General features: G+C 65.2%; 24 protein-coding genes. 14 read left to right on the forward strand and 10 right to left on the reverse strand.

Annotation, left to right across the window (positions count from 1 at the left end; all coding sequences use genetic code 11):
• Positions 1-31: 31 nt before the first annotated feature.
• Positions 32-466: a DUF4399 domain-containing protein gene (locus H2509_RS15765; protein ID WP_182166999.1), complete on the forward strand. Its 435-nt coding sequence runs from the start codon at positions 32-34 to the stop codon at positions 464-466.
• Positions 467-524: 58 nt separating this feature from the next.
• Here the strand turns inward: H2509_RS15765 and typA are convergent, their stop codons facing one another.
• Entirely contained in the window at positions 525-2342 is a 1818-nt protein-coding gene (gene typA / locus H2509_RS15770) for a translational GTPase TypA (RefSeq protein ID WP_182167001.1), read from the reverse strand.
• A 322-nt stretch (positions 2343-2664) separates the two neighbouring features.
• Here typA and H2509_RS15775 point away from each other — a divergent pair, with 322 nt between their 5' ends.
• From H2509_RS15775 to H2509_RS15795, 5 genes are all read left to right on the forward strand, one after another.
• Positions 2665-3150: a MarR family winged helix-turn-helix transcriptional regulator gene (locus H2509_RS15775; protein ID WP_182167003.1), complete on the forward strand. Its 486-nt coding sequence runs from the start codon at positions 2665-2667 to the stop codon at positions 3148-3150.
• Positions 3147-4358 carry a multidrug effflux MFS transporter gene (locus H2509_RS15780; RefSeq protein WP_182167005.1) on the forward strand — a complete coding sequence of 404 codons (1212 nt, stop codon included), beginning with the start codon at positions 3147-3149 and terminating at the stop codon, positions 4356-4358. The genes H2509_RS15775 and H2509_RS15780 overlap by 4 nt, the downstream gene beginning before the upstream one ends.
• Before the next feature lie 116 nt (positions 4359-4474).
• Positions 4475-4660 (forward strand): hypothetical protein, encoded by a 186-nt coding sequence (locus tag H2509_RS15785; protein WP_182167007.1) that lies wholly within the window; start codon positions 4475-4477, stop codon positions 4658-4660.
• 39 nt (positions 4661-4699) lie between these two features.
• Positions 4700-5974: a diaminopimelate decarboxylase gene (gene lysA, locus H2509_RS15790; protein ID WP_182167009.1), complete on the forward strand. Its 1275-nt coding sequence runs from the start codon at positions 4700-4702 to the stop codon at positions 5972-5974.
• A 232-nt stretch (positions 5975-6206) separates the two neighbouring features.
• Complete coding sequence (locus H2509_RS15795; RefSeq protein WP_182167011.1) at positions 6207-8777, forward strand: TIGR02302 family protein; 2571 nt, start codon at positions 6207-6209, stop codon at positions 8775-8777.
• A 66-nt stretch (positions 8778-8843) separates the two neighbouring features.
• Here the strand turns inward: H2509_RS15795 and H2509_RS15800 are convergent, their stop codons facing one another.
• From H2509_RS15800 to H2509_RS15810, 3 genes are read right to left on the reverse strand one after another with little or no spacing between them, the layout of a single operon-like run.
• Entirely contained in the window at positions 8844-9239 is a 396-nt protein-coding gene (locus H2509_RS15800; protein ID WP_182167013.1) for a response regulator, read from the reverse strand.
• A gap of 51 nt (positions 9240-9290) precedes the next feature.
• Positions 9291-9881, reverse strand: a complete 591-nt coding sequence (hpt, locus tag H2509_RS15805) for a hypoxanthine phosphoribosyltransferase (protein WP_182167015.1) — start codon at positions 9879-9881, stop codon at positions 9291-9293.
• Positions 9881-10828 (reverse strand): zinc-ribbon domain-containing protein, encoded by a 948-nt coding sequence (locus tag H2509_RS15810; protein WP_182167017.1) that lies wholly within the window; start codon positions 10826-10828, stop codon positions 9881-9883. Before H2509_RS15810 ends, hpt begins: the two co-directional genes overlap by 1 nt.
• A gap of 237 nt (positions 10829-11065) precedes the next feature.
• On the opposite strand from H2509_RS15810, the gene ftsE reads away from it, so the two are divergent.
• The 5 genes from ftsE to H2509_RS15835 all read left to right on the forward strand — a co-directional run bounded on the left by ftsE (position 11066) and on the right by H2509_RS15835 (position 15033).
• Positions 11066-11728: a cell division ATP-binding protein FtsE gene (gene ftsE / locus H2509_RS15815; protein ID WP_182167019.1), complete on the forward strand. Its 663-nt coding sequence runs from the start codon at positions 11066-11068 to the stop codon at positions 11726-11728.
• A complete protein-coding gene (locus tag H2509_RS15820) occupies positions 11718-12773 on the forward strand; it encodes a cell division protein FtsX (RefSeq protein ID WP_235975019.1) in 1056 nt (351 codons plus the stop codon). Before ftsE ends, H2509_RS15820 begins: the two co-directional genes overlap by 11 nt.
• A 159-nt stretch (positions 12774-12932) precedes the next feature.
• Positions 12933-13664 (forward strand): YdcF family protein, encoded by a 732-nt coding sequence (locus tag H2509_RS15825; RefSeq protein ID WP_182167021.1) that lies wholly within the window; start codon positions 12933-12935, stop codon positions 13662-13664.
• A gap of 12 nt (positions 13665-13676) precedes the next feature.
• A complete protein-coding gene (locus H2509_RS15830; protein ID WP_235975020.1) occupies positions 13677-14498 on the forward strand; it encodes a lysophospholipid acyltransferase family protein in 822 nt (273 codons plus the stop codon).
• A gap of 160 nt (positions 14499-14658) precedes the next feature.
• On the forward strand, positions 14659-15033 hold the full coding sequence (locus H2509_RS15835; protein ID WP_182167023.1) for a hypothetical protein: 375 nt from the start codon (positions 14659-14661) through the stop codon (positions 15031-15033).
• On the opposite strand, the gene H2509_RS15840 is transcribed toward H2509_RS15835, so the two are convergent.
• Positions 15024-15554, reverse strand: a complete 531-nt coding sequence (locus tag H2509_RS15840) for a gamma-glutamylcyclotransferase (RefSeq protein WP_182167025.1) — start codon at positions 15552-15554, stop codon at positions 15024-15026. The genes H2509_RS15835 and H2509_RS15840 overlap by 10 nt on opposite strands.
• A 238-nt stretch (positions 15555-15792) precedes the next feature.
• Here H2509_RS15840 and H2509_RS15845 point away from each other — a divergent pair, with 238 nt between their 5' ends.
• Entirely contained in the window at positions 15793-16815 is a 1023-nt protein-coding gene (locus H2509_RS15845; protein ID WP_182167027.1) for a DUF2125 domain-containing protein, read from the forward strand.
• A gap of 14 nt (positions 16816-16829) precedes the next feature.
• On the opposite strand, the gene H2509_RS15850 is transcribed toward H2509_RS15845, so the two are convergent.
• Positions 16830-17291: a GNAT family N-acetyltransferase gene (locus tag H2509_RS15850; protein ID WP_182167029.1), complete on the reverse strand. Its 462-nt coding sequence runs from the start codon at positions 17289-17291 to the stop codon at positions 16830-16832.
• A gap of 199 nt (positions 17292-17490) precedes the next feature.
• On the opposite strand from H2509_RS15850, the gene yddG reads away from it, so the two are divergent.
• Together yddG and H2509_RS15860 are read left to right on the forward strand one after the other, a co-directional pair.
• Positions 17491-18423, forward strand: a complete 933-nt coding sequence (gene yddG / locus H2509_RS15855) for an aromatic amino acid exporter YddG (RefSeq protein WP_328805102.1) — start codon at positions 17491-17493, stop codon at positions 18421-18423.
• Between the two features lie 47 nt (positions 18424-18470).
• Positions 18471-19382 (forward strand): HpcH/HpaI aldolase/citrate lyase family protein, encoded by a 912-nt coding sequence (locus H2509_RS15860; protein WP_182167033.1) that lies wholly within the window; start codon positions 18471-18473, stop codon positions 19380-19382.
• A gap of 106 nt (positions 19383-19488) precedes the next feature.
• On the opposite strand, the gene H2509_RS15865 is transcribed toward H2509_RS15860, so the two are convergent.
• The 4 genes from H2509_RS15865 to dapF all read right to left on the reverse strand — a co-directional run bounded on the left by H2509_RS15865 (position 19489) and on the right by dapF (position 23491).
• Positions 19489-20130 carry a septation protein A gene (locus tag H2509_RS15865; RefSeq protein ID WP_182167035.1) on the reverse strand — a complete coding sequence of 214 codons (642 nt, stop codon included), beginning with the start codon at positions 20128-20130 and terminating at the stop codon, positions 19489-19491.
• Positions 20131-20191: 61 nt separating this feature from the next.
• On the reverse strand, positions 20192-21313 hold the full coding sequence (gene ftsY / locus H2509_RS15870; protein WP_182167037.1) for a signal recognition particle-docking protein FtsY: 1122 nt from the start codon (positions 21311-21313) through the stop codon (positions 20192-20194).
• Positions 21314-21317: 4 nt separating this feature from the next.
• Positions 21318-22586, reverse strand: coding sequence for a tRNA (N(6)-L-threonylcarbamoyladenosine(37)-C(2))-methylthiotransferase MtaB (mtaB, locus tag H2509_RS20805; RefSeq protein ID WP_182167039.1), 1269 nt, complete (start codon positions 22584-22586; stop codon positions 21318-21320).
• Positions 22583-23491 (reverse strand): diaminopimelate epimerase, encoded by a 909-nt coding sequence (dapF, locus tag H2509_RS20810; protein ID WP_182167047.1) that lies wholly within the window; start codon positions 23489-23491, stop codon positions 22583-22585. The genes mtaB and dapF overlap by 4 nt, the downstream gene beginning before the upstream one ends.
• Between the last annotated feature and the right edge of the window lie 84 nt (positions 23492-23575).

Raw genomic sequence — 23575 nt, forward strand, 5'->3', positions numbered from 1 at the left:
GTCGGAAAGTTCAGGAACAGGAGAGCGACATATGAAACTGATAGCCATGGCTGCCATTGTTTCGGCGACCCTTGCCGTCGCCGGAAGCTCTCTGTCGTTTGCGGGCGAAACTCCGGCACCCGAAGGGGCCCGTGTCTATTTCATCGACCTCAAGGACGGCGACACGGTGAAGAGCCCGCTGACCATCCGCTTCGGCCTGGAAGGGATGGGTGTCGCGCCGGCCGGCGTCGACAAGGATCACACCGGGCATCATCACCTGCTGGTCGATACCGTGCTGGAGGGCGAGGCGCTGAATGAGCCCCTGCCGGCGGACGAACATCACCACCATTTCGGCGGCGGCCAGACCGAGGTGACGGTGGAGCTTTCGCCGGGCACGCACACGCTGCAGCTCATCATCGGCGACCACAACCACATCCCGCACGATCCGCCGATCATGTCGGAGCGGATCACGGTGACCGTCGAATAGCAAAAAAGCCCCGCCGGGAACCGGCGAGGCTTTCTGCGGGATATCTGTCCGTTGACGGTCAGGCGCTCTTGGCCGCCCGTTCCGCTTTCTTGCGCTCGTGCGGGTCGAGCAGCGCCTTGCGCAGGCGGATCGACTTCGGCGTCACCTCGACCAGCTCGTCGTCGGCGATATAGGAGAGCGCCGCCTCCAGGCTGAGGCGGATCGGCGGGGTCAGCTTCACCGCCTCGTCCTTGCCGGAGGCGCGGACGTTGGTGAGCTGCTTGCCCTTCAGCACGTTGACCTCAAGGTCGTTGCCGCGCGTGTGCTCGCCGACGAGCATGCCGCGATAGACCTTGACGCCCGGGTCGATCAGCATCGGACCGCGGTCTTCCAGGTTCCACAGCGCGTAGGCGACCGACTCGCCGTCGCCGTTGGAGATCAGCACGCCGGTGTGGCGGCTCGGGATCTCGCCCTTGTAGGGCGCGTAGTCGTGGAACAGGCGGTTGAAGATCGCCGTGCCGCGCGTATCCGACAGCAGCTCCGACTGGTAGCCGATCAGGCCGCGGGTCGGCGCGTGGAAGACGAGCCTGGTGCGGCCGCCGCCCGAGGGGCGCATTTCGAGCAGATCGGCGCGGCGCTCGGAAAGCTTCTGCACCACGATGCCGGAGTGTTCCTCGTCCACGTCGATGATGACTTCCTCGATCGGCTCCAGCTGCTGGCCGTTGGCGTCGGTGCGAAACACCACGCGCGGCCGGCCGACGCAGAGCTCGAAGCCCTCGCGGCGCATGTTCTCGATCAGGATGGCGAGCTGCAATTCGCCGCGGCCGGACACGATGAAGGCGTCGCCTTCCGGCGTGTCCTCGATCTTCAGCGCCACGTTGCCTTCCGCCTCGTCGAAGAGACGCTTGCGGATGACGCGGGACTGCACCTTGTCGCCCTCGGTGCCGGCCAGCGGGCCGTCATTGACGAAGAAGGTCATGGACAGCGTCGGCGGGTCGATCGGCTGGGACGATAGCGGCTCGCTGACATCCGGCGCGCAGATCGTGTCGGAAACCGTTGCCTGCTCCAGGCCGGCGATCGCGACGATGTCGCCCGCCTCGCCCTTCTCGATCGGCTGGCGTTCCAGGCCGCGGAAGGCGAGCACGCGGGAGATGCGGCCGCTTTCCACTACCTTGCCGTCGCGCGACAGGGCCTTCACCGCCATGTTCGGCACCGCCGTGCCGGAGACGATGCGGCCCGTCAGGATACGGCCGAGGAAGGGGTTCGCCTCGATCGTCGTCGCCAGCATGCGGAAGGAGCCTTCCTCCGCCCTGGGCGCCTCGACATGCTTGTGGATCAGCTCGAACAGCGGATCCATGCTGTCCTTGGGGCCGTCCGGGTCCATTGCCATCCAGCCCTGCTTGGCCGAGCCGTAGACGACGGGGAAGTCGAGCTGCGCCTCGTTGGCGTCGAGCGCGGCGAACAGGTCGAAGACCTCGTCCAGCACTTCCTCGGCGCGCTGTTCCGGCTTGTCGATCTTGTTGATGGCCACGATCGGGCGCAGGCCCAGCTTCAGCGCCTTGCCGAGCACGAACTTCGTCTGCGGCATCGGCCCTTCGGCGGCGTCGACCAGGAGCACGACGCCGTCGACCATGTGCAGGATGCGCTCCACCTCGCCGCCGAAATCGGCGTGGCCCGGCGTGTCGACGATGTTGATGCGCCTGTCGTTCCAGACCAGCGAGGTGACCTTGGCCAGGATCGTGATGCCGCGCTCCCGCTCCAGGTCGTTGGAATCCATCATCCGCTCTTCCGTGCGCTGGTTCTCGCGGAAGGAGCCGGATTGCTTGAGAAGAACGTCGATCAGCGTGGTCTTGCCATGGTCGACGTGGGCGATGATCGCGATATTGCGAAGGTCCATGAAGGCTCCGTGAGCGTGCCTGGTGTCTTGGGTGGCCAGGCCATTTGAAAAGCCGGGGGTATCCGCCGGAAGGGGTCGCTCGACCCTCCGGCAGCGCATCCTCGAGCGCGGTATGAATTCGAGATGCGGCCCTATAGCCGATTTTCGTGACGATTTGAACAGCCCGTCGCAAGGATTCCGCATGCGTAAGCCGCGCGGCTTTGCAGTCCAGCTCTGCACGTTATGCAACGCGGTCGCCGGAGCCATGCGCCATCGTGGCTTGCCGGAGTGCACGGGGCTCCTGATAATAAGGCTTCCTTATTAATTTTACCGGTTCCCCGCCATGCCCGCCGCGCATAACGAAACCCTCGGCTTCCTGCTGGCCGATCTCTACCGCCTCTACCGCAAGCGTTTCGAGGCGGAGCTGGTGCGCGGCGGCCTTGAACTGACGCCGGGCTCGGCCCGCGCGCTTGCCTATGCGGTTGCCTATGACGGTTTGCGACAAAAGGAGCTTGCCGATCGCATGGCGGTCGAGCCGATGACGCTGGTTGGCTATCTCGACCAGCTCGAAGCGCTCGGCCTGATCGAGCGGGCCGCCGATCCCAAGGATCGCCGCTGCAAGCTGATCCGCGCGACGGCGGCGGCGGAACCGATCATGGCGACGATCCGCGCCGCCGGGGCGCGGGTGCGCGCCGTCGTCAATGCGGGCATGAGCGACGCCGAGGCGGAAGCCTTCCGCCGCACCGTCGCCGCCATGCGCGACCGGCTGGCGGCGACGCCGGTTCCCGAAGCGGACCCTGTGGAAGATCTGCTGGAGGCGCTCGCATGACGACGCCCATCATGAGCGAACGCCAGACGGCGATCATCGGCGCCATTCTCGTCGCGCTCGGCCCGGTTTCCATGGCGCTCTACACGCCGGCCATGCCGCGCCTTGTCGAGGTCTTCGGCACCGACATCTCCTCCATCAAGCTGACGCTGACGATCTATTTCGCCGGCTTCACCCTGGCCCAGCTCTTTTGCGGGCCGCTGTCGGACGCTTTCGGCCGCCGGCCCATCGTGCTGGCCTTTTCCGGCATCTACCTGCTCGGCAGCGTGATCGCCGTCTTTGCCGACAGCGTCGCAGCCCTTCTCGCCGCCCGCCTGCTCCAGGGCGTCGGCGCCTCCGCCGGCATCGCGATATCGCGGGCGATCGTGCGCGACCAGTTCACGGGCCAGGCCTCTGCCCGCATCATGAACCTTGTCGGCCTGATGCTCGCCGTCGGCCCGGCCCTGGCGCCCACCATCGGCGGCCTGACGCTGGAAACGCTCGGCTGGCGGGCGATCTTCTTCGTCATGGTCGCCTATGGCATCGGCATCGGCGTGCTCGCCATCTTCTTCATGGCGGAAACCAATGCCTTCAGGGATCGCGGCCATATCGCTCCGAGGCGTCTGGCCTCCTCCTATGCCCGCCTGCTGGCCGATGCGCGCTTCCTGCGCCCTTCCATCATTCTCGGCACCACCCTTGGCAGCATCTACACCATGGCGACCATGCTGCCCTTCGTCATCATCGAGCGGGTGGGCCTGACGCCCTCGCAATTCGGCTACTCGATGATGCTGCAGTCGGGCTCCTTCTTCCTCGGCAGCCTCGTCACGCGCTCGCTGCTGAAGCGGTTTTCGGCGGAAAGGATCGTGCCCTTCGGCATGGCGCTCATCGTGCTTGGCTGCGTCGGTCTCGCCCTTTTCACCCGCGCCGGCAACCTGACGCTGCTTCACGTCATGGGGCCGGTCGCCGTCTTTGCCTTCGGCATCGCCGTCATCCTGCCGTCGATGTCGACGCGCGCCCTCTTTCCCTTCCCGCAATTCGCCGGAGCGGCTTCCGCGCTGATGGGCTTCTTCCAGATGGGCGGCGGCCTTGCGGGCAGCTTCGCGGCGGTCCTTGTCGGCGATCCGGTCGTGGCGCTCGGCACCATCGTGCCGGTCATGGGTCTGATCGCGCTCGTGCTCTACCTGCTGCCGGATCCGGCGGGCGTGGAAGCGCTGGGCGAGGCGGGGGAGTAGCGCCCCGGCGTCTTCCCGCGTTTTGAGCCCGCAACCCTCTTGCGGCGATGGCGACGCCTGTGCGAGGTAAGACGCAAGGATTGACGGCGTGGCCGTCCGAGATTTGAGGGGCGCAAGTGAGCAACAGAACCGGGACCTTGATCCTCGCCGTGTGCCTGTCGGCGCTGGTCGTTGCCGGCTGCGGGCGCCGCAGTCAGCTCGAGCAGCCGTCGGCCGCCGCCGATCCGGCGGTGGCGGCGGATCAGCTCCCGGCGGAGCCGGCAAAACCCGATCGCCCCTTCATCCTCGATCCGATTATCTGACCGGACCAAGGTCCGCGAATTTCCTAGAGGGCCCATCGCGTGCATCACTTCGCCTACAGGGACGGCGTTCTGCATGCCGAGGACGTGCCGGTGACCGAAATCGCCGCCGCCGTCGGCACGCCCTTCTACTGCTATTCCACCGCGACGCTGGAGCGGCACTATCGGGTGTTTTCCTCCGCCTTCTCCGGCATCCCGACGCTGGTGTGCTACGCGATGAAGGCGAATTCCAACCAGGCGGTGCTGGCGACGCTGGCAAGACTGGGCGCCGGCATGGACGTGGTTTCGGAAGGCGAGTTGCGCCGGGCGCTCGCCGCCGGCGTACCGGGCGAGCGGATCATGTTTTCCGGCGTCGGCAAGACGGAGGCCGAGCAGGCGCTGGGCCTCGATGCCGATATCCTCTGCTTCAACGTGGAAAGCGAGCCGGAACTGATCCAGCTTTCCCGCATTGCCAGCCAGAAGGGCATGACCGCGCGCGTCTCGATCCGCATCAACCCGGACGTGGATGCCAGGACCCACGCCAAGATCTCGACCGGCAAGGCGGAAAACAAGTTCGGCATCCCCTGGCAGCGCGCGCGGGAAGTCTATGCCGAGGCGGCCGCCCTGCCCGGGATCGAGGTTACCGGCATCGACATGCATATCGGTTCGCAGATCACCGAGCTGGAGCCCTTCGATGCCGCCTTTTCCCGCCTCGGCGAACTGATCGCCAGCCTGCGCGCCGACGGGCATGCGATCGAGCATATCGATCTTGGCGGCGGTCTCGGCATTCCCTACCGCGACAACAACGAGCCGCCGCCGCATCCCGATGCCTATGCGTCCGTGGTCCGCAAGCATGTCGAGGAGCTTGGCTGCCGCATCATCTTCGAGCCGGGCCGGCTGATCGCCGGCAATGCCGGTATCCTCGTCTCCAGCGTTGTCTATGTGAAGGAAGGCGCGGACAAGACCTTCGTCATCGTCGACGCGGCGATGAACGATCTGATCCGGCCGACGCTCTACGACGCCTATCACGAGGTGCGCCCGGTGACGCTTTCGCGCATCGAAGAACCGCGCCTGCGCGCCGACGTCGTCGGACCGGTCTGCGAAACCGGCGATTTCATCGCCCACGACCGGGAAATTCCGCGGGTGGAGGCAGGCGACCTCATCGCGGTCTTCTCGGCCGGCGCCTACGGTGCGGTGCAGGCCTCGACCTACAATTCCCGTCCGCTCATCCCCGAAGTCCTGGTGCGGGACGGCGAATTCGCCGTTGTGCGGCCAAGGCCGAGCTACGACGAGCTGATCGGCCTCGACCGTCTGCCGGGCTGGCTCTCCGAAACCTGAACCGGGGACCCATCGCGCCAAAGTGAAACCGCTTCGGCGGGGTGGGCTCCAACATCGTGATCCCGAAGCGATTTCTTGTGACGACAGCGATTCCGTTGTCGTGGAAAGCGCTTTGCGTACGCACTCAATCCTTGCCGGATTGCCTGAATTGCCCCACCCTATATCCTGACTTCGCAGCATCGAGGGCGGGATCGGGACCGACGACCGACCGGGGGCAAGGACGGAGACGCGCGTGAAGACGACGCAAGAACCAGCACCTGACGCCGATCGAGCCGGTTTCTCCGAAACCTTCTCTCTCCGCGAGGCGAAGAACCGCCTCGCCTGGACAGTGCTTCTCAGCCGTCTCTGGATCTTCTGGGAGGCTGCCTGGCCGCGCCTTGTGCCGCCGCTCATCGTGCTGGCCTTCTATGCCGGCCTTGCCTGGCTCGGGTTCTGGATCGCCCTGCCGGTTATCCTGCGTGTCGTTCTGCTTCTGGGTCTTGCGGCCGTCTTCGCCTGGACGCTGCGTCCTCTTTTCGCCCTGTCATGGCCCGACCGGGCCCAGGGCCTGCATCGCGTCGAGCTCGTTTCCGGCCATAGCCACCGGCCCCTTGCGGCGATGGAAGACGACCTATCCGTCGGCCAGGGCGACCCGCAGACGCGGGCGCTCTGGGCCGCTCATCAGCGGCGTATGGCGGAAGCGCTGCGCGCCCTGAAGGCAGGGTTTCCTTCGCCGCAGGCCTTTCGGGTCGATCCCTATGGCCTGCGTGCCCTTGCCGCCCTGCTTCTGGTCACGGGCTTCGTTTACGCCGGCGGCGAACGCTGGCAGCGTCTGGTGACGCTTTTCCCGAACGAGGCGGAAGCGGCGGCCGTCACGGCGCGTATCGACGCCTGGGTCACCCCGCCCGTCTACACGGGCAAGCCTCCGATCTTCCTGACCGGCACGGCGACGGCCCTGCGCGATCCCTCAGCGCCCATCAGCGTGCCGACGGGCAGCGAACTGCTGATCCGTTCCCAGGGCAGCGACAGGATCAGCGTCATCTATCGGCGGGCGCAGGGCTCTGACGAGATCTTGCCGGCCGAGCAAGGCGTTCCGGCTTCTGCGCCGGTTGACCGCAAGGCTCTGCTGGAAGCCAATGGCAGGCTGGATATCCGGGATGGCGAGGAAACCGTCGCCTCCTGGGTCTTCGACGTGAAACCCGATCAGCTGCCGACCATCCGCCTTCTCGACGACCCCGAGGAACAGTTCAGCGGCAGCCTGAAGTTCAGCTATCTCGTGCAGGACGACTATGGTGTGGCGGCCGCCGAGGCGGAAATCCAGCCTGTCAGAGAGGAAGGCAGGTCGACCGGGCAAGAGCCGCGTCCGTTGGTGGAAGCGCCGCGCTTTCCGCTTTCCCTGCCCTCCGGCGAGCAAAAGTCGGGTGCTGCCGAAACCTTCCAGGACCTGACCTCCCATCCGTGGGCGGGCTCCGAAGTCGAGCTCATGCTGCTCGCCCGCGACCAGGCGGGCCAGGAAGGCCGGTCGGAACCGCATCGCTTCACCTTGCCTCAGCGCAATTTTGCCAAGCCGATGGCGCGGGCGATCGTCGAGCAGCGGCGCGAGCTCGCGCTCGATGCCGGCAATCAGCTTAGGGTAATCAATGCGATCGATGCGCTTCTGATCGCGCCGGAACGCTTTTTCGACGAGCCGAAGCACTATCTCGGTACCCGCTTCGCCTATAACCGGCTCGTGGCGGCCGAGAGCGACGAGGAACTCGCAGCCCTTCTTCCCTTGCTTTGGGATCTGGCGCTGACAATCGAGGATGGCGATCTGTCCGTTGCCGAGCGCAATCTGCGCGATGCGCAGGAGGCGCTGCGCAAGGCTCTGGAAAGCGGTGCGTCGGATGAGGAAATCGCGCGGCTGACCGATGAACTGCGCAAGGCGCTCAACGAATATTTCCAGGCCCTCGCGGAGCAGCTGCGCCAGAATCCGCAGGCGCTTCAGCAGCTTCCCGATCCGAACGCCCAGTCGCTCAGGCCGCAGGACCTTGACGAGATGCTCCGCCGCATCGAGGAACTGGCGAAATCTGGTGCGCGCGACGCCGCGCGCGAGCTTCTGTCGCAGATGCAGCGCATGCTGGAGAACCTGCAGACGGGCCGGATGCAGAACATGCCTCAGGGCATGAGCCAGGAGATGATGGAGGCGCTCAACGAACTCGGCCAGATGATCCAGCGCCAGCAGGAGCTGATGGACCAGACCAACCGCTTCGGTCAGCGGGATGGTCAACGGCGTCCCGGCCAGCAAGGCCAGCAAGGGCAGCAGGGCGAGCAGGGTCAGCAAATGACGCCTGAAGAGCTGGCCGAAGCGCTCAGGCAGTTGCAGGAGCAGCAGGGCGCGCTGGCCGAGCAACTCCAGCGATTGATGGAGGAAATGGCCCGCAACGGTATGCCGCAAAACCAGGACCTCGGCCGAGCGGGGGAATCCATGGAAAATGCCGGCAAGGAACTGGGCAGGGGTGAAACAGGCAGCGCGGTGGGCGAGCAGGGCAACGCTCTTGAGGCGCTTCGCCAGGGCGCCCAGGGCATGATCGACCAGATGCTCGGCCAGGATGGGCAGGGTCCGGGGCAGAATTTCGCGCGCGGCCGCAGTCCGCTCGACGAGGATCCGCTCGGGCGGCCGCGGCGCACGGAAGGGCCGGATTTCGGCGATCAGGTGCGGGTGCCGGACGAGATCGACGTGCAGCGGGCGCGACGTATCCTGGAAGAGCTGCGCCGGCGGTTCTCCGACCCGTCGCGGCCGGCTTTGGAGCTCGATTATCTGGAGCGTCTGCTCAGGCGCTATTGAGGCGCGCAGGGTCGGCCGGAAATCTTCCGGCGCCTTCCTCCCGCTGGCGGGGGGAAGGTAGCCCGATCAGGCGTAAAGCCGGCGATTTTCCCGATTGATGCCGAGAATGGCGTCGGAGACGGCGCGGCGTATTTCCGCGAGCGAGAACGGCTTGGTGATCACGTCGTGGATCAAAGCCTCAAGGCCCGAGGCCCGCTCGCGCTGGTCGGCGAAACCGGTCATCAGCAGGATGGGCATCGCCGGATGGTCGCGCGCCGCGACGAGGGCGAGCGCGATGCCGTCCATGACCGGCATCTTGATGTCGGAGAGCATCAGGTCGAAGCCCGCCTTTTCCCTGGCAAGCACTTCCGCGGCCGCTGCTCCGTCCTCGGCCGCCACCACTTCGTGGCTGTCGAGTTCGAGTGCGCGTTTGACGAAGCTCCTGACCGCCTCATCGTCCTCCGCGAGAAGAATGCGTGCCATGTCTATCTCCCGTCCCGGCCCCTGCCGGGTTCCCCGTCCAGATATCCGTCCTCAAGCCGTCCCGGCGACTTCGCTTTCACCCTGCACGACGTAGCCGATATAAGGCAGCTGCCGCCATTTGTGTCCCATATCCATGCCGTAGCCGACGACGAATCGGTCCGGGCATTCGAATCCTACGTAGTCGGCGGAGATGGCAGCTTTGCGGCGGCCCGGCTTGTCCAGCAAGGTGGCGATACGCACGGATCGCGCGCCGCGCTCCATCAGCCTCTCGCGCGCAAAGGCGAGCGTGCGTCCGCTCTCCAGGATGTCGTCGACCAGGACGACGTCCCGCCCTTTCACGTCGCTTGCCACGTCGCGCAGGACCCTGACCTCGCCGGAGGAGGCGGTATCGGCGCCGTAGCTGGACAGGTGAATGAACTCCATTTCCGGGGCAAGGCCCGCATGATGGAGCGCGCGCGCCAGATCGGCGGCGAAGATGAAGCTGCCTTTCAGCACCGCGACCACCAGCAGGTTCACGGGTTTCGCCGCGCCGATCTCGTGCGCGATGTCTTCCACGCGGGCTGCAATTGCCTTCTCGTCGAAGAGCACGTCGATTTTCGGGGCGTCCAAAAGGACTGCGGCTTGCTGGTGCGCCTTGGACATCAAAGTTTCGCCTGTTGATTGCGTCTATCGGTGAAGCGGACATGGATATCCGCCGCGAGATCCGGAGGCGTGGTCAGGCGGGTGCGAAACCGGGTGGTTTCACCCGCTTCCAGCTGCCTGACCTTCGGCTCGACAATCCAGGCATAGATTTCCTGGGCATCCTCGCTCCTGAGAGCGAGCCGGACAGCAGGCACATATGAGGCCTTCTTGCCCGGATTTTCAATGGTTCCCTCTATAACCAGCACCACCGTACCCGCTTCGACTTCGCGGAAGGTCCGCAAGTCCTTGAATTCCAGGCCTCGAAGGTTCACCTCCAGCCCCGCCAGCTGGTAGAGGCCGGCCAGGTCGGGAACGCGGGCCACGATCTCCGTGCGTAGCGAATAGGCGAAAGCGCCGAGCGCAATCGCCAGCAGGAATACCATCGCGCCGACGACGCGTTGAACCTTGAAGCGCTTGGCCTTCGTCTTGAGGCCGGCAAGAAGCGACGGCTGGTTCTTGTCCCGCTTCCGGCGGCGGATGCGGATCCGGGGGCGGCGCGCCAGGGATTCAATGTCCTTCGGCTTGTCCGGCTGCGCTTGCGCGCTGCCGTCCGGTTCTTCCGGGCCTTCCGGCGGATCAGCAGGACGGAGCGCCATTTCCGTGGCGTTGACGATGTCCCGGGCGGATTTCGTATCGGATGCGACATCGTCGTCATCCATTCCGTCCGCCACTTCCTCGCCCCAGTCCTCCGGGCCCGGCAACCCGTTCTCTTCCTCCGTCGGATCGAATTTGGCCGTCCGTGCATCGTCCTTCGATGCATTGCCCTTCGCGAATGTTTCCGCAGGCTCTTCCGCGACGGCGTGCCACCTGTTGCCGCAGCGCGTGCATTTCACGCTTCGGCCGGAAGGGCCGAGGGCGTCGGCTCTGACGTCGTAGGAAGTCGAGCAGCTGGGACAGGTTATTTTCATGGGCGGTGGCCTTGCCGCATACTGATGAGGTCTTCGAAAGAGACCTTTATGCCCTATTGTCCCTTAACAGGCTACGAACCCCGGCGTGGCCGCGTTCACGCCGCCGCCTTCATCGTCGCCGGCGGTGTCGCTTATGCCTCGCGCATGGGGCGCCTTCCGCCTATCACGCGCCGATATCATTAATGAAGCGTTAACGAGGCCACCATAGTCTGGAAGACGGGGCGAAAAGGAGACGTCGTGATCCGATTTGAGAATGTCGGCCTGCGCTACGGCATGGGGCCGGAAGTGCTGCGTGATGTAAGTTTCAGCATCGAACCGCAGTCCTTCCAGTTTCTGACCGGCCCGTCGGGTGCCGGCAAGACGAGCCTGTTGCGCCTGTTGTTCCTCTCAATGAAGCCGACGCGTGGTCTCATCTCGGCCTTCGGCCACGATACTTCCACCTTGTCAAAGTCGCAGGTGCCCGGTTTGCGGCGGCGGATCGGCATCGTTTTTCAGGATTTCCGCCTGCTCGACCACATGACGACCTATGAAAACGTCGCCTTGCCGCTTCGCGTCCTCGGACAGCAGGAAAGCGACTATCGCTCGGATGTGGTTGAACTGCTTAAATGGGTCGGGCTTGGCGAGCGGATGCATGTTCTGCCGCCGGTCCTTTCGGGCGGCGAGAAGCAGCGGGCGGCGATCGCGCGCGCCCTGATCACCCGTCCCGAACTCCTGCTGGCCGACGAGCCGACCGGCAATGTCGATCCTTCGCTTGCCCAAAGGCTGCTTCGGCTGTTCATTGAATTGAACCGTCTCGGCACATCGGTGGTGATCGCCACGCACGATCTGGGCCTCATGGAGCAGGTCGATGCGCGGCGAATGATCCTTTCGGGCGGACGGTTGGCAATTCATGACGACTGAACAGGCCATGGCGAACGAACGCAGAGCGGCGGGCCAGGAACCGGGCGGCCAGGCGGAAGGCCGGCGCGCCAGCGCGTCGCCGCGCAAGAACAAGGCCTCGCGTGACGGCAAGGGCGGTGGCCGCCGTCGGCCGCCCGGCGATGGATTGCGGCCATCGGCTGCCATTGTGCCGCCCCAGGCAGTCGCGGGTCGCGCCCTGACGCTGGTCGTCGCCATCATGAGCTTTCTTGCCTGCATCACCGTCGGCGCGGTCAGCGTCATCGACGAGGCGGCGAATGCCTGGTCGGGCGATCTCGTCCGGGAGGTCACCATCCAGATCCGCCCTGCCGAGGGTGTCGACATGCAGCGCGAAATCGACAAGGCGATCGCGCTTGCCGAGGGCATGCCGGGCGTCGGTTCGGTGCGTGCGCTCTCCGACGGCGAGACGCGCAGCCTCCTGGAGCCCTGGCTCGGCGGCGGCCTCGATCTCGACACGCTGCCGGTGCCCCGCCTGATCGAAGTGGCTGTCGACGACCCGGACATTTTCCCGGTCGCCGATCTCAAGGTCGCCGTCGGCCGCGAGATTACCGGCGGCAGCCTGGACGATCATTCCGCCTGGACGGAACGGCTCGCCTCCATGGCCAACGCCATGGTGATCGGCGGGATCGCCATCCTGGCGCTGGTGTTGTGGTCGATGGCGCTATCGGTGATCTTTGCCACCCGCGCCGCGATGGCAGGCAACAAGGACGTGGTGGAGGTGCTGCATTTCGTCGGCGCCGAGGACACGTTCATCGCGCGCGAATTCCAGCGCCACTTCCTGTTGCTCGGCCTCAGGGGCGGCATCGCCGGCGGGGTGTTCGCCTGTCTGGTGTTCCTCGTGCTGGAATTCGCTTTCCGGGAAGGCTCCGGCATTGCCGGCGCCGATCAGGTCGACGCGCTGTTCGGCGGCTTTTCCGTCGGCCTTGTCGGCTATCTCGGTGTCCTGGCGATCATCTTCATCGTGACGGTCCTGACGGCGGCCACCTCGCGCTACGCGGTTCGGTCCCATCTGGCCCGGCTGGAGTGAAAAGCTGAGGCAGAAGTGTCGCAAACGACCGGAAAACACTCCGGTTCCACGCAAATTCGCCTGCGGCGATGTGCCAATGGGTTGCATTTGCCGCGATGACGCCCGAATCGGTTAGCATTGTCGAACTCAGTCAATCGAATAATGGGCAGTCACGCCGGAATGGCCGACCAGAACGCCACCACAGCGCCGATGGAGGCAGCGGATCCCGCTGAGAGGGCGGCCGGTGGCGATTGCGTGATCGCCCGGCCGTCGCCCGGGCGCAAGCGGCCACGCAAGCGCGTGATCCTGCCGGTTCTGGCATCGACGCTTGCCGCGTTTCTGCTGATCGCCAACTTCCTGCACTTCGCCAATTCGGTGGTGGGGGCGCGGCTGCCCGACTCCGTCTTCAGCGACGCGATCGTGGTGCTGACCGGCGGCAGCGATCGCATCAGCCAGGCCCTGGGATTACTGAAGGAGGGGCAGGCAAGGCGCCTGCTGATTTCCGGCGTTCATCCCGCGACGACCCCGGAGCAGATCGTGCGCAGCACAGCGGCCGATCCGGACCTGTTCGCCTGCTGTGTCGATCTCGACAGAAAAGCGCTGAATACAACGGAAAACGCCGCTGAAACGGCAAAGTGGGCGCAGGAAAAAGGCTTCAGCAGCCTGCTGGTCGTGACCAGCGCCTATCACATGCCGCGCTCGCTTCTGGAGCTCCAGACAGCGATGCCTTCCGCGAAGCTCATTCCCTATCCGGTGGTGCGTGAAAACCTCGACATGGGCCACTGGTATCTCGATCCGGCCACAACGCAACTTCTCCTGCGCGAATATGTGAAGTATACGGTTGCCTGGCTTCGGACGGGGGCAAAAGTCCAGGGGAGCGCTGCCGCGGCAACGGCCCAGGTCTCCGACTGAGCTCCATCCCATTTGCGGCTGAAAGGCTCCGTCGACGACATCATGCTCGCCCTGCGTTCTCTTCTGTTCAACATTTTCTTCTATCTGTTCACTCTGACCTTGATGGTGGTGGGCTGTCCGCTCCTGCTGCTTCCTCGCCATGTCGGCTGGCCGATCGTTCCCTTCTGGGCGCATGTGAACCTGTGGGTGCTGAAGCACCTTGTCGGCATGAAGGTGGAAGTCAGGGGCAGGGAGAACATCCCGGAGGGCGGCTTTATCGTCGCCGCCAAGCACCAGTCGGCACTCGAAACCTTCGCGCTCATCCCCGAATTCCGCGATCCGACCTACATCCTGAAGCGGGAACTGCGCTATATCCCGCTGTTCGGCTGGTACACGATGCGTATGAAGCAGATCCCGGTCGATCGCGGCAAACGCTCCGTCGCCCTGGCGGCGATGACGGAAAAGGCGCGCGAGGCGGTCGCGGAAGGCCGGCAGATACTGATCTTTCCGGAAGGAACCCGCAGGCCGGCCGGCGCCGAACCGCATTACAAGTACGGCGTCGCCCATCTTTACCGGCAGATCGGCTGTCCCGTGCTGCCGGTTGCCCTCAATACGGGCATCTTCTGGCCTCGCCGCGGCTTCTATCGCTATCCCGGAAAAGTGGTCTTCGAGATTCTTCCTCCGATCGAGCCGGGCTTGGGCCTTGAGGCTTTCGCAAGCACGCTGACGGAGCGGGTCGAGACGGTTTCCGACCGGTTGATCGAGGAAACGGCCGCGGCATATCCGGATCTGCCGGTTCTTGACCGGGTTGCCGAGCGCTGGCGCGAACGCGGCCGGATGCTCCGGCGCAACTGACCGCAACGCTTGAATACCTGACGGCAATCGCCACATCAGCAGAGGGTTCGCACCCTGAAGAGAGGTGGTGTCGCGCGTTTTGCACTTTTCTTTGTTCGCTGTTTGTTCTAGATTTGGCGCCCCTGTCGAAAAGGCGGTCCGAATTCCGGGTTCATGCAACATGACCACGCAAGGTGAAAACGCAACGCCGGTCGATGGCCTCCTGCCCGAGGCCTCCCGTGCCCTTGGCCTTGGCGATGCCTTTCGCTATTTCCAGGGCAGGTCGGGTCGCCGCTACCTGTTCAGCGAGGTCGCCGTCGACGACCTCGAAGACTATCGCAATGCCGTGGTCGTGTTGCTGCCTCGACTGCGAAGTTCCGGCGACAGCCGCGGTCGCTGGCTCGGCGAGATCGATCGCTATGGGGCGAGGCAGGGCAAGCCGATTTCCGCAGTGCGGCTGAAACGGATGCGCGCTTACGTGCATCTCCTGGCAAATGCGGCGCCGGAGCGCCATTCGGTGCTCGCGGATCTGGAAAGCAACAAAGATCAGGCCTGACTGCGAAGTTCCCGGCCGAGCCAGGACAGCACGGGATCGTGGATACCGAGCTGCTCCAGGTGATCGGCGGTGTTCAGGACATATTCCGGATTGGCGCCCGATTGGCCGACTGCGCCGCTGACCATGCGCAGCAGACGGTCGCGCGGCAGAACGCCCGCATATTGCGGATGGCTGCGGTCGACCAGATAGGTGGTTGCGGTGACCCGGGTTGCGGAACCGTCCTCGAGCCGGATCGGCCGCTCCGCTTCGCGATAGATCATCGTGACCTGTTCGCGCGCGCGCAGATATTCGATAACCTCGCCCCGCTTTTCGGCGCTGATGCGGAAGGCCATGCCGCGGCAGGCGCCGCCACGGTCGAGGCCGAGCACCAGGCCGGGTCTTTCCTCGGTGCCGCGATGCACCCAGGAATAGACGCAAAGCGAGCGGTGCGCCCCGTGCAGCAAGGCCGGCGTCGCTTCCTCATAGGCAAAGCCCGGCCGCCACATCAGCGAGCCGTATCCGAATATCCAGAAGTCCCGCATGAACCGTCCTGACCGTCCCTGATTTGGTCGATGCGCGGCGCAATCGGCTATCAGCATGTGCCGGCCGATGCAATGGCCATGACAGGATTGTTGGATCGGATCGCGCAAAAGTGGGGCGCGGCAGGGTTCCGGACCGGAGGCGAAACGATATCGCGGCTCAATCGGCATGACGCAGGCTGACGGATGGGTTATGGGCTGTAGCGAAATCTCCATACGATCCAGCGCGACAGGAACAGCCATGCAGCCCATTTCGCCCGCTCGCAAGCCCTCCCGACGCGGCTACTATGTCGTGATCGCGCTTGTGCTGATCGTTGTCGGCGGCTGGTCGGCCTATTGGACCGCCGGGCGCGGCATTGCCGCCGATATTCTGCGCAATGCCAAGAAGGTTGCGGCAGCCGAGGGCGGCGAACTCGCATGTTCCGACCAGGCGCTTGGCGGTTTTCCGTTCCGCTTTGAATTGTCCTGCCGTCCGCTGCAGATCGCAGATGCCAGGGGCAACCGCGCAACGCTTCGGGCCCTCAGGGGGATAGCGCTGGCCTATAACCCGAAGCATCTGATCCTCGAAGCGGATGGACCGCTTGAAGCAAGCGGCGCGACGCCGCGTCCGATGTCCCTGTCTGCGGGCTGGGAAAGTGCGCGGTCCAGCTTGCGCATCGGCGAGGGCTCGGTCGAGCGCGTGGACGCAGTATTCGACCTGCCCCGGTTCACCCTGACGGATGCGGCGATCGGCGCGGCCGGGCTGTCTGCGCAATCGATCGAGGTTCACGCACGTCGGGTTCGGACGGATTCCGACGGGCTCGATATCGCGCTATTGGCGAAGGGGGCCGCCGTTCCCCAGCTATCTGCCGGCGTCGACGCCGAACTGGTGCTGAGCCTGCCCCGGGGCGGGCCGCTGCTCGCCGGCGGGAAGGAGTTCGCGGCCTATCTTTCAGGCGACGAGCCGGTGCGCATCACCTCGCTCAGGCTGTCGAGCGGCGCCTCCAGCCTGCAAGGCCATGGCGCCTTGACGTTCAATGCGGATGGAATGCCATCGGGCGAGGTCATGCTGACGGTGGCCGGTAGCGAGCAGCTCGCGGCCACGCTCGCTCCGTTCTTTCCCGCTGAAAGCACGGTGCCGACCGCCTTGCAGGGCGCAGTGCTCGGGCTTGGCGGACAGACCACCCTCGATGGCGAACCGGCGCGAAGCGTCACCGTCAGCATCGACAACGGGCGCGCCCGCGTCGGCCTGGTCCCGCTTGGAACCCTGCCGCCGATGTTTTGAAGCAGCCGTGTGGTTCAGCGCGAGGCGAGCCGGTCGATCGGGATCACGTAGCCTTTCCAGCCGGCGGGCTCGGCGATCTTGTCGTAGAGCGCCACGGCCGGTGCGTTCTTGCCGGGCACGATCCAGCGCAATTCCATCCAGCCGCGGCTTTGGCCTTCATTGACCAGCGACTCGATGATCCGGCGCGCGATGCCCTGCTGGCGGTCTTCCGGGCGGACATAGATTTCGTCGATCTGGCCCACGCGCAGGCCGGTGATGATCTCCGGCAGGTCGAAGAATATGGCAAAGCCGACGATTTCCTGGTCCCTGAACGCACCTACGACCTCCGCCGTGCGGTCGTTGAGGATACGCTCGGCGTAGAACTGGTCGGGCCGACGGGGCGCGCCGCGCCTTTGCGCCTGGGCGTAGGCGGCAATCAGCGGCGCCAGCTGCAGTGCGTCTTCCGGGCCAAGCGCCTTGATATCGACTTTGGTCATGCAATCTCCGCAGGCGGATGGGACTTCAGGGCCTCCGGGGCGAGGCGATCCGGCGCACCTTGACGCGATTGAAAGCTCCGATCAAGAGCGCCGAAATACGGGAGCGCTTCCGCCGCTTGCCCGGCGGCATATTCCGACGCAATATCCCGCCGCCCGCCCAACTCCCTCGTCGCAAAGCGTCAGAATGTCCGTGTCCCAGATCGTTGCACCTTCTTCCGCCCCCGCCTCGCGGCTTCGCGCCACCTTGATCGGCCTGACGGCAGTGCTGATGTGGTCCGCGCTCGGTCTCTTCGGCGCCGCTTCCGGCAAGGTGCCGCCGTTCCTTCTCAATGCGCTCTGCTTCGGCATTTCGGGGTTAGCCGCCACGGTATATGTCCTGTCACGTCCCGGCGGCGCTGCATTGCTGCGCCAGCCGCTGCGCGTGTGGGCCTTCGGCACGGCAGGGCTTTTCGGCTTTCACTTCTTCTATTTCACCGCCATCCGCAATGCGCCGCCGGTCGATGCCAACCTCATCAACTACACGTGGCCGCTGCTGATCGTGGTCTTCTCGGCGCTTCTGCCCGGCGAACGCCTGAAGCCGCACCATGTCGTCGGCGCGCTGCTCGGTCTCGGCGGCGCGGCCCTGCTGGTGACGGGCGGTAGCGGTCTCTCCTTCGATCCCGTTTATGGGTTCGGCTATCTCGCCGCCGTTTGCTCCGCGCTGTTCTGGTCGAGCTATTCGGTATTGTCGCGGAGGCTTGCGGCCGTTCCGACGCAGGTGGTGGCCGGCTTTTGCCTTGCCACGTCCGCGCTGTCCCTCATCTGCCACCTTGCGCTGGAGGAGACCGTCTGGCCGCAAGGGGCGAGCGAATGGCTGGCGGTTCTGGGGCTCGCCGCGTTTCCCGTCGGGCTCGCCTTTTTCACATGGGATATCGGGGTCAAGCGGGGCGACATCCAGGTGCTCGGCGCCGGCGCCTATGCCGCGCCGCTGCTGTCCACGCTGTTGCTGATTGCCGCGGGCTACGGCGAGTTCACGCTCGTCGTCGCGATTGCGTGCCTTGCCATCACCCTTGGTGCGTTCATCGCCGCCAGGGACCTGTTGTTGCGCCGCTCCGCCGAACGGCCAGTGGTGAAGGCGCCCGGCAGGGGCTAGGTTCCCGGGATACCCGTCGCGCAATTCCCAAAAGGAGCAGCAAGCCGATGACCAGCCCCGTCGCCTTTCGCCCTCGCCGCAGCGTGCTCTATATGCCGGGCTCGAACGCGCGGGCGCTCGACAAGGCGAAGACGCTCGCCGCCGATGCGCTGATCCTCGACCTTGAGGATGCCGTGGCGCCAGATGCCAAGGATGTCGCGCGCACACAGGTGGCTGCCGCCGTTTCCGGCGGCGGATACGGTCACCGCGAGCTGATCATCCGCATCAACGGTCTCGATACCGCCTGGGGCAGCGACGACCTCGAAATGGCGATCGCCGCGAGGCCGGATGCCATCCTGATTCCGAAGGTTTCAAGCCCCGTCGATCTGGAGCGGGTGGCAAGCAGGGTCAACGGCGCGCATGCGCCGGCGAGCGTCAAGCTCTGGGCGATGATGGAAACGCCGCTCGCCATGCTGAACGCCGGTGCGATTGCCGCGGCCGCCGTCAATCCGGAAACGCGCCTTGCCTGCTTCGTCATGGGCACCAACGATCTGGCTAAGGAAACCCGGGCGAGGATCGTGCCGGGCCGCGCGCCGATGATGTCCTGGCTGATGGCCTGCGTCGCGGCGGCCCGCGCCTACGGGCTCGATATCATCGACGGCGTTTACAACGCGCTCGGCGATCAGGAAGGTTTCGAGGCGGAGTGCGTGGCTGCGGCCGAGATGGGCATGGACGGCAAGACGCTGATCCATCCCAGGCAGGTGGATCCGGCAAACAGCGCCTTCTCGCCGGCGGCAAGCGAGGTCGACTGGGCGCGCCGCATCATCGCAGAGTTCGAGAAGCCGGAAAATGCCGCCAAGGGCGCCATCCAGGTGGAAGGCCGGATGGTGGAGCGCCTGCATGCCGAGATGGGGTGCCGTGTCGTCGCCCTTGCGGAAGCGATTGCCGCGCGCGGCCTGGAGCGGGATGGCGAAAAGTGAGAGCGGTTTTCGCCTGAAATCCCGCTCTAAATATATAGGATCGATCACGTTTTATGAGATTGGATCGAATCGATCCGATCTCATCGCGATCCGGGCCGACCGGACCTCAGCCCTGCTCTTCCTTCTCGTCCAGTGAATGGCGGTGGATCAGCGGCAACTGGGCGATGGTGAAGACGAGGGTGATCGGCATCATGCCGAACACCTTGAAGGAAACCCAGAAGTCGGTCGAGAAGCTGCGCCAGATAACCTCGTTCAGTCCTGCAAGGAACAGGAAGAACACGCCCCAGCGAAAGGTCAGCTTGCGCCAGCCGTCGTCGTCCAGCCGGAACACGCTGTCGAAGACGTAGCCGAGCAGCGATTTGCCGAAGAAAAGTCCGCCGAGCAGGATGCCGCCGAACAGCAGGTTGACGATCGTCGGCTTCAGCTTGATGAAAAGCTCGTCATGCAGCAGCAGCGTCAGCGCGCCGAAGACGAGAACCACGACGCCGGACACGACCGGCATGATCGGCAGCCGCCTCGTCAGCACATAGGAAACGACGAGCGAAAGCGTGATCGCCGCCATGAAGACGGCGGTTGCAAGGAAAATCGGACCGCCGAGCCCCTGCAAGGCGGGAAAAGCCGAGACGATCGCTTCTCCGCGCGCATTGGCGAAGAAGAACAGGGCGAGCGGACCCATTTCCAGCAGCAGTTTCAGGAGCGGCGACAGCTCCTTGCGGTCGGGTGCATTGGGTCCGTGTTCGAATTCCATGAAGACTTTATTCCACTCAACAGGTGTGAAATCAGGGCGAGCGTTCAGACGGCAATCCTGTTTAGGCGTCAATTTCGGCAATAGCGCGGGCGAAATCGCGGGCGGTGAAAGGTTCGAGATCGTCCACCCCCTCGCCAACGCCGATGAAATGCACGGGCATCTTGTGCCTCGCGGCGATGGCCACCAGGATGCCGCCGCGCGCCGTGCCGTCGAGCTTGGTCATCACCAGGCCGGTGACGCCCGCCGTCTTGCCGAAGATTTCCACCTGGTTCATGGCGTTCTGGCCGGTGGTCGCATCGAGGGTCAGCAGCACGCTATGCGGGGCTTCTGCGTCGTATTTGCGGATGACGCGGACGACCTTTTCGAGCTCCGCCATCAGTTCCGCACGGTTCTGCAGGCGACCTGCCGTATCGATCAGCAGCACGTCGACGCCCTTGTCGGCGGCTTCCTTCATCGCGTCGAAGACGAGCCCGGCCGCATCCGCGCCGGTGTCGCGGGCAATCACCTCGGCGCCCGTGCGCGCGCCCCAGATCTTCAGCTGTTCGACCGCCGCCGCGCGGAAGGTATCGCCCGCCGCCAGCATCACCTTGCGGCCCTCGGCGGCGAATTTCGCCGACAGCTTGCCGATCGTGGTGGTCTTGCCGGTGCCGTTCACGCCAACGACGAGGATGACATGCGGCTTCTTCGCCAGGTCGATCTCGAGCGGCCGGGCGGTCGGCTCCAGCACTTTCTCGACCTCCTCGGCCAGGATCGTGCGCACGTCCTCGACGGAGATTTCCTTGTCATAGCGACCCTGGGCAAGCCGCCCGGTGATCGCCATCGCCGTCTCCACCCCGAGATCCGCCTGGATCAGGATATCCTCAAGCTCCTCAAGCGTGTCGGCGTCGAGCTTGCGCTTGGTGAAGATCGCCGAAATGCCGCCGGTCAGCGCGGAGGACGAGCGGGAAAGGCCCGAGCGCAGGCGCTTCAGCCAGCTCTGCTTCGGCTGGGGTGCACCCTCGTCCTGCCGGGGCGAGGGCACCATCGCGGCGGCTTCGCCGGGCTGATCGTCCTGTTCCAGCGCCGTCGCTTCCACTTCCGGAGCGGCTGTCGCCTCGGCTTCGTCTCCGGCGGGCGCAGGCGCGGGAGCGTCTTCCTTCGCGCCGAAAAGACGGCCGAGCAATCCGCGCTTCTTTTCGCTCATGAATTCACGCCGCCTTTGAAATACGCTCTGCCAGAAGATGGCGCCCGGTATGACCGGTTATGCGCAACTCCTCAAGGGCGCCCGCATCGCCACCGGGAAATTCGACCTGCGTGAACTGTTCCGTCCGGCCAAGGCCCGGCTGTTCGACGAGAACGCGGCGCGTGGCCCCGACCTCGCCGGCAAGATGGGCGCCGAGCGCCTGGTCGCCCCTGGCCCTGAGCCGGGCGGCCCGCTCCTTGACGAGCCCGCGGTCGACCTGCGGCATGCGGGCGGCGGGCGTTCCCGGACGCGGCGAGAACGGGAAGACATGCAGATGCGTCAGCCCGCATTCGTCCACGATCCCCAGCGAGTTGGCGAACATCTCCTCGGTTTCGGTCGGAAAGCCGGCGATGATGTCGGCGCCGAACACCACGTCGGGGCGCAGCCGCCTGACGTCCTCGCAGAAACGGATCGTATCGGCGCGCAGGTGCCGGCGCTTCATCCTCTTCAGGATCATGTCGTCGCCTGCCTGCAGCGACAGGTGGAGATGCGGCATCAGCCGCTCTTCCTCGGCGATCGCCTTCATCAGCGCGTCGTCCGCCTCGATGCTGTCGATGGAGGAAAGCCGCAGCCGGTCGAGCGAGGGCACCAGCTTCAGGATCTTCAGCGTCAGGTCGCCCAGGCTCGGATTGCCCGGAAGATCGGCGCCGTAGCTGGTGATGTCGACGCCGGTCAGCACGATCTCCCGGTAGCCGTTGTCGACGAGGCGGCGGATCTGGTCCACCACGACGCCCATCGGCACGGATCGCGAATTGCCCCGGCCATAGGGAATGATGCAGAAGGTGCAGCGGTGGTCGCAGCCGTTCTGGATCTGCACGAAGGCGCGCGCCCGGCCCTCCAGCCCGTCGATCAGGTGGCCCGCGGTCTCGCGCACGCTCATGATGTCGTTGACGCGGACCTTTTCGCTGTCCTCGATGCCGAATTGCGCCACGCGGCCGTAGGAGGCTCTTTCCAGCTTCTCGGTATTGCCGAGCACGAGGTCGACTTCCGCCATTCCGGCAAAGGTCGCGCTCTCCGTCTGCGCGGCGCAGCCGGTGACGATGATGCGGGCATGCGGGTTGTCGCGGCGGGCCTTGCGGATTGCCTGCCGCGCCTGGCGAACGGCCTCGTTGGTCACCGCGCAAGTGTTCACCAGCACGGCGTCCTTCAGCCCGGCGGCTTCCGCTTCGCGCTTCATCACCTCGGATTCGTAGGCGTTGAGGCGGCAGCCGAAAGTGACGACGTCGACGCTCACTTGACGACCTCCAGCATCGGCTTGTCGCCGGGCGCCGTCTTCTCGAAGGAAAGCGTGTCGAGGTCGAGCAGGCCTTCGTATTCGATCTCCGTGTCGCCGGTCATCATCACGTGGCCGTTGTCCTCGCGCCATTCGAGTTCCAGCGGGCCGCCGGGAAGATGCACCGTCACCTTGCGCCCCGTGCGCCTGTCGCGGGCCGCCGCCACGGCAACGGCACAGGCCGCGGTGCCGCAGGCGCGCGTCAGGCCGACGCCGCGCTCCCACACCTTCACCTCGATCTCCGTGTCCGAGATGACATGGGCGAGCGAGATATTCGCCTTCTGCGGAAAGATCGGGTGGTTTTCGAGCAGCGGGCCGATGCGCGAAAGGTCGTAGGCCTCGATATCCTTCACCCAGAAGATCGCATGCGGATTGCCCATGTTGACGCAGGACGGCGTGTGCAGGATCGGCTTGTCGATCGGCCCGATCTGCAATTCGATCGCCCGGGTGTCGTGGAATTCCTCCGCCAGCGGGATCTCGTCCCAGGCAAAGCGCGGCACGCCCATGTCGACCGTGATGCGGCGCGGCTCGCTCGTCTTCATGGCGATGAGAAGGCCGGCATTGGTGTCGATCGCCGCGCTCGCCAGGCCGCTTTCCTCGATCAGCAGGCGGCCGATGCAGCGCGTGGCGTTGCCGCAGGCGTCAACCTCGCTGCCGTCGCAATTGTGGATGCGCATGAAGGCGTCGGCGCCCGAACGGGACGGTTCCACGGTGATCATCTGGTCGAAGCCGATGCCGTTTTCGCGCTCGCCGATGGCGCGGACCTGCTCGGGGGAAAGACGCACGGGCTCCGTCCGGGCGTCCCAGACAACGAAATCGTTGCCGAGCCCGTTCATCTTCAGGAAGGGGATGCGTCTGTCGCCCATGGGATGCTTTTCGCGCTTGCCGGCACAAGGGCCGGATTGATCGAAACCGGATTTCGTCCTGCGGTCGGCAGGCTGAAAGCACTT

Origin of the sequence: Stappia albiluteola (assembly GCF_014050225.1) — a bacterium.
GTDB classification, from domain to species: Bacteria; Pseudomonadota; Alphaproteobacteria; order Rhizobiales; family Stappiaceae; genus Hongsoonwoonella; species Hongsoonwoonella albiluteola.

Bases quoted from the DNA above. Each gene is read 5' to 3' on its own strand.
- H2509_RS15860 (WP_182167033.1), top strand. From the start codon at position 18,471: ATGACCAGCCCCGTCGCCTTTCGCCCTCGCCGCAGCGTGCTCTATATG.
- dapF (WP_182167047.1), bottom strand. From the start codon at position 23,491: ATGGGCGACAGACGCATCCCCTTCCTGAAGATGAACGGGCTCGGCAAC.
- ftsY (WP_182167037.1), bottom strand. From the start codon at position 21,313: ATGAGCGAAAAGAAGCGCGGATTGCTCGGCCGTCTTTTCGGCGCGAAG.
- H2509_RS15865 (WP_182167035.1), bottom strand. From the start codon at position 20,130: ATGGAATTCGAACACGGACCCAATGCACCCGACCGCAAGGAGCTGTCG.
- H2509_RS15820 (WP_235975019.1), top strand. From the start codon at position 11,718: ATGACGACTGAACAGGCCATGGCGAACGAACGCAGAGCGGCGGGCCAG.
- H2509_RS15840 (WP_182167025.1), bottom strand. From the start codon at position 15,554: ATGCGGGACTTCTGGATATTCGGATACGGCTCGCTGATGTGGCGGCCG.
- H2509_RS15825 (WP_182167021.1), top strand. From the start codon at position 12,933: ATGGCCGACCAGAACGCCACCACAGCGCCGATGGAGGCAGCGGATCCC.
- H2509_RS15765 (WP_182166999.1), top strand. From the start codon at position 32: ATGAAACTGATAGCCATGGCTGCCATTGTTTCGGCGACCCTTGCCGTC.
- H2509_RS15780 (WP_182167005.1), top strand. From the start codon at position 3,147: ATGACGACGCCCATCATGAGCGAACGCCAGACGGCGATCATCGGCGCC.
- H2509_RS15775 (WP_182167003.1), top strand. From the start codon at position 2,665: ATGCCCGCCGCGCATAACGAAACCCTCGGCTTCCTGCTGGCCGATCTC.
- H2509_RS15800 (WP_182167013.1), bottom strand. From the start codon at position 9,239: ATGGCACGCATTCTTCTCGCGGAGGACGATGAGGCGGTCAGGAGCTTC.
- H2509_RS15835 (WP_182167023.1), top strand. From the start codon at position 14,659: ATGACCACGCAAGGTGAAAACGCAACGCCGGTCGATGGCCTCCTGCCC.
- H2509_RS15850 (WP_182167029.1), bottom strand. From the start codon at position 17,291: ATGACCAAAGTCGATATCAAGGCGCTTGGCCCGGAAGACGCACTGCAG.
- H2509_RS15810 (WP_182167017.1), bottom strand. From the start codon at position 10,828: ATGAAAATAACCTGTCCCAGCTGCTCGACTTCCTACGACGTCAGAGCC.
- hpt (WP_182167015.1), bottom strand. From the start codon at position 9,881: ATGTCCAAGGCGCACCAGCAAGCCGCAGTCCTTTTGGACGCCCCGAAA.
- H2509_RS15845 (WP_182167027.1), top strand. From the start codon at position 15,793: ATGCAGCCCATTTCGCCCGCTCGCAAGCCCTCCCGACGCGGCTACTAT.
- typA (WP_182167001.1), bottom strand. From the start codon at position 2,342: ATGGACCTTCGCAATATCGCGATCATCGCCCACGTCGACCATGGCAAG.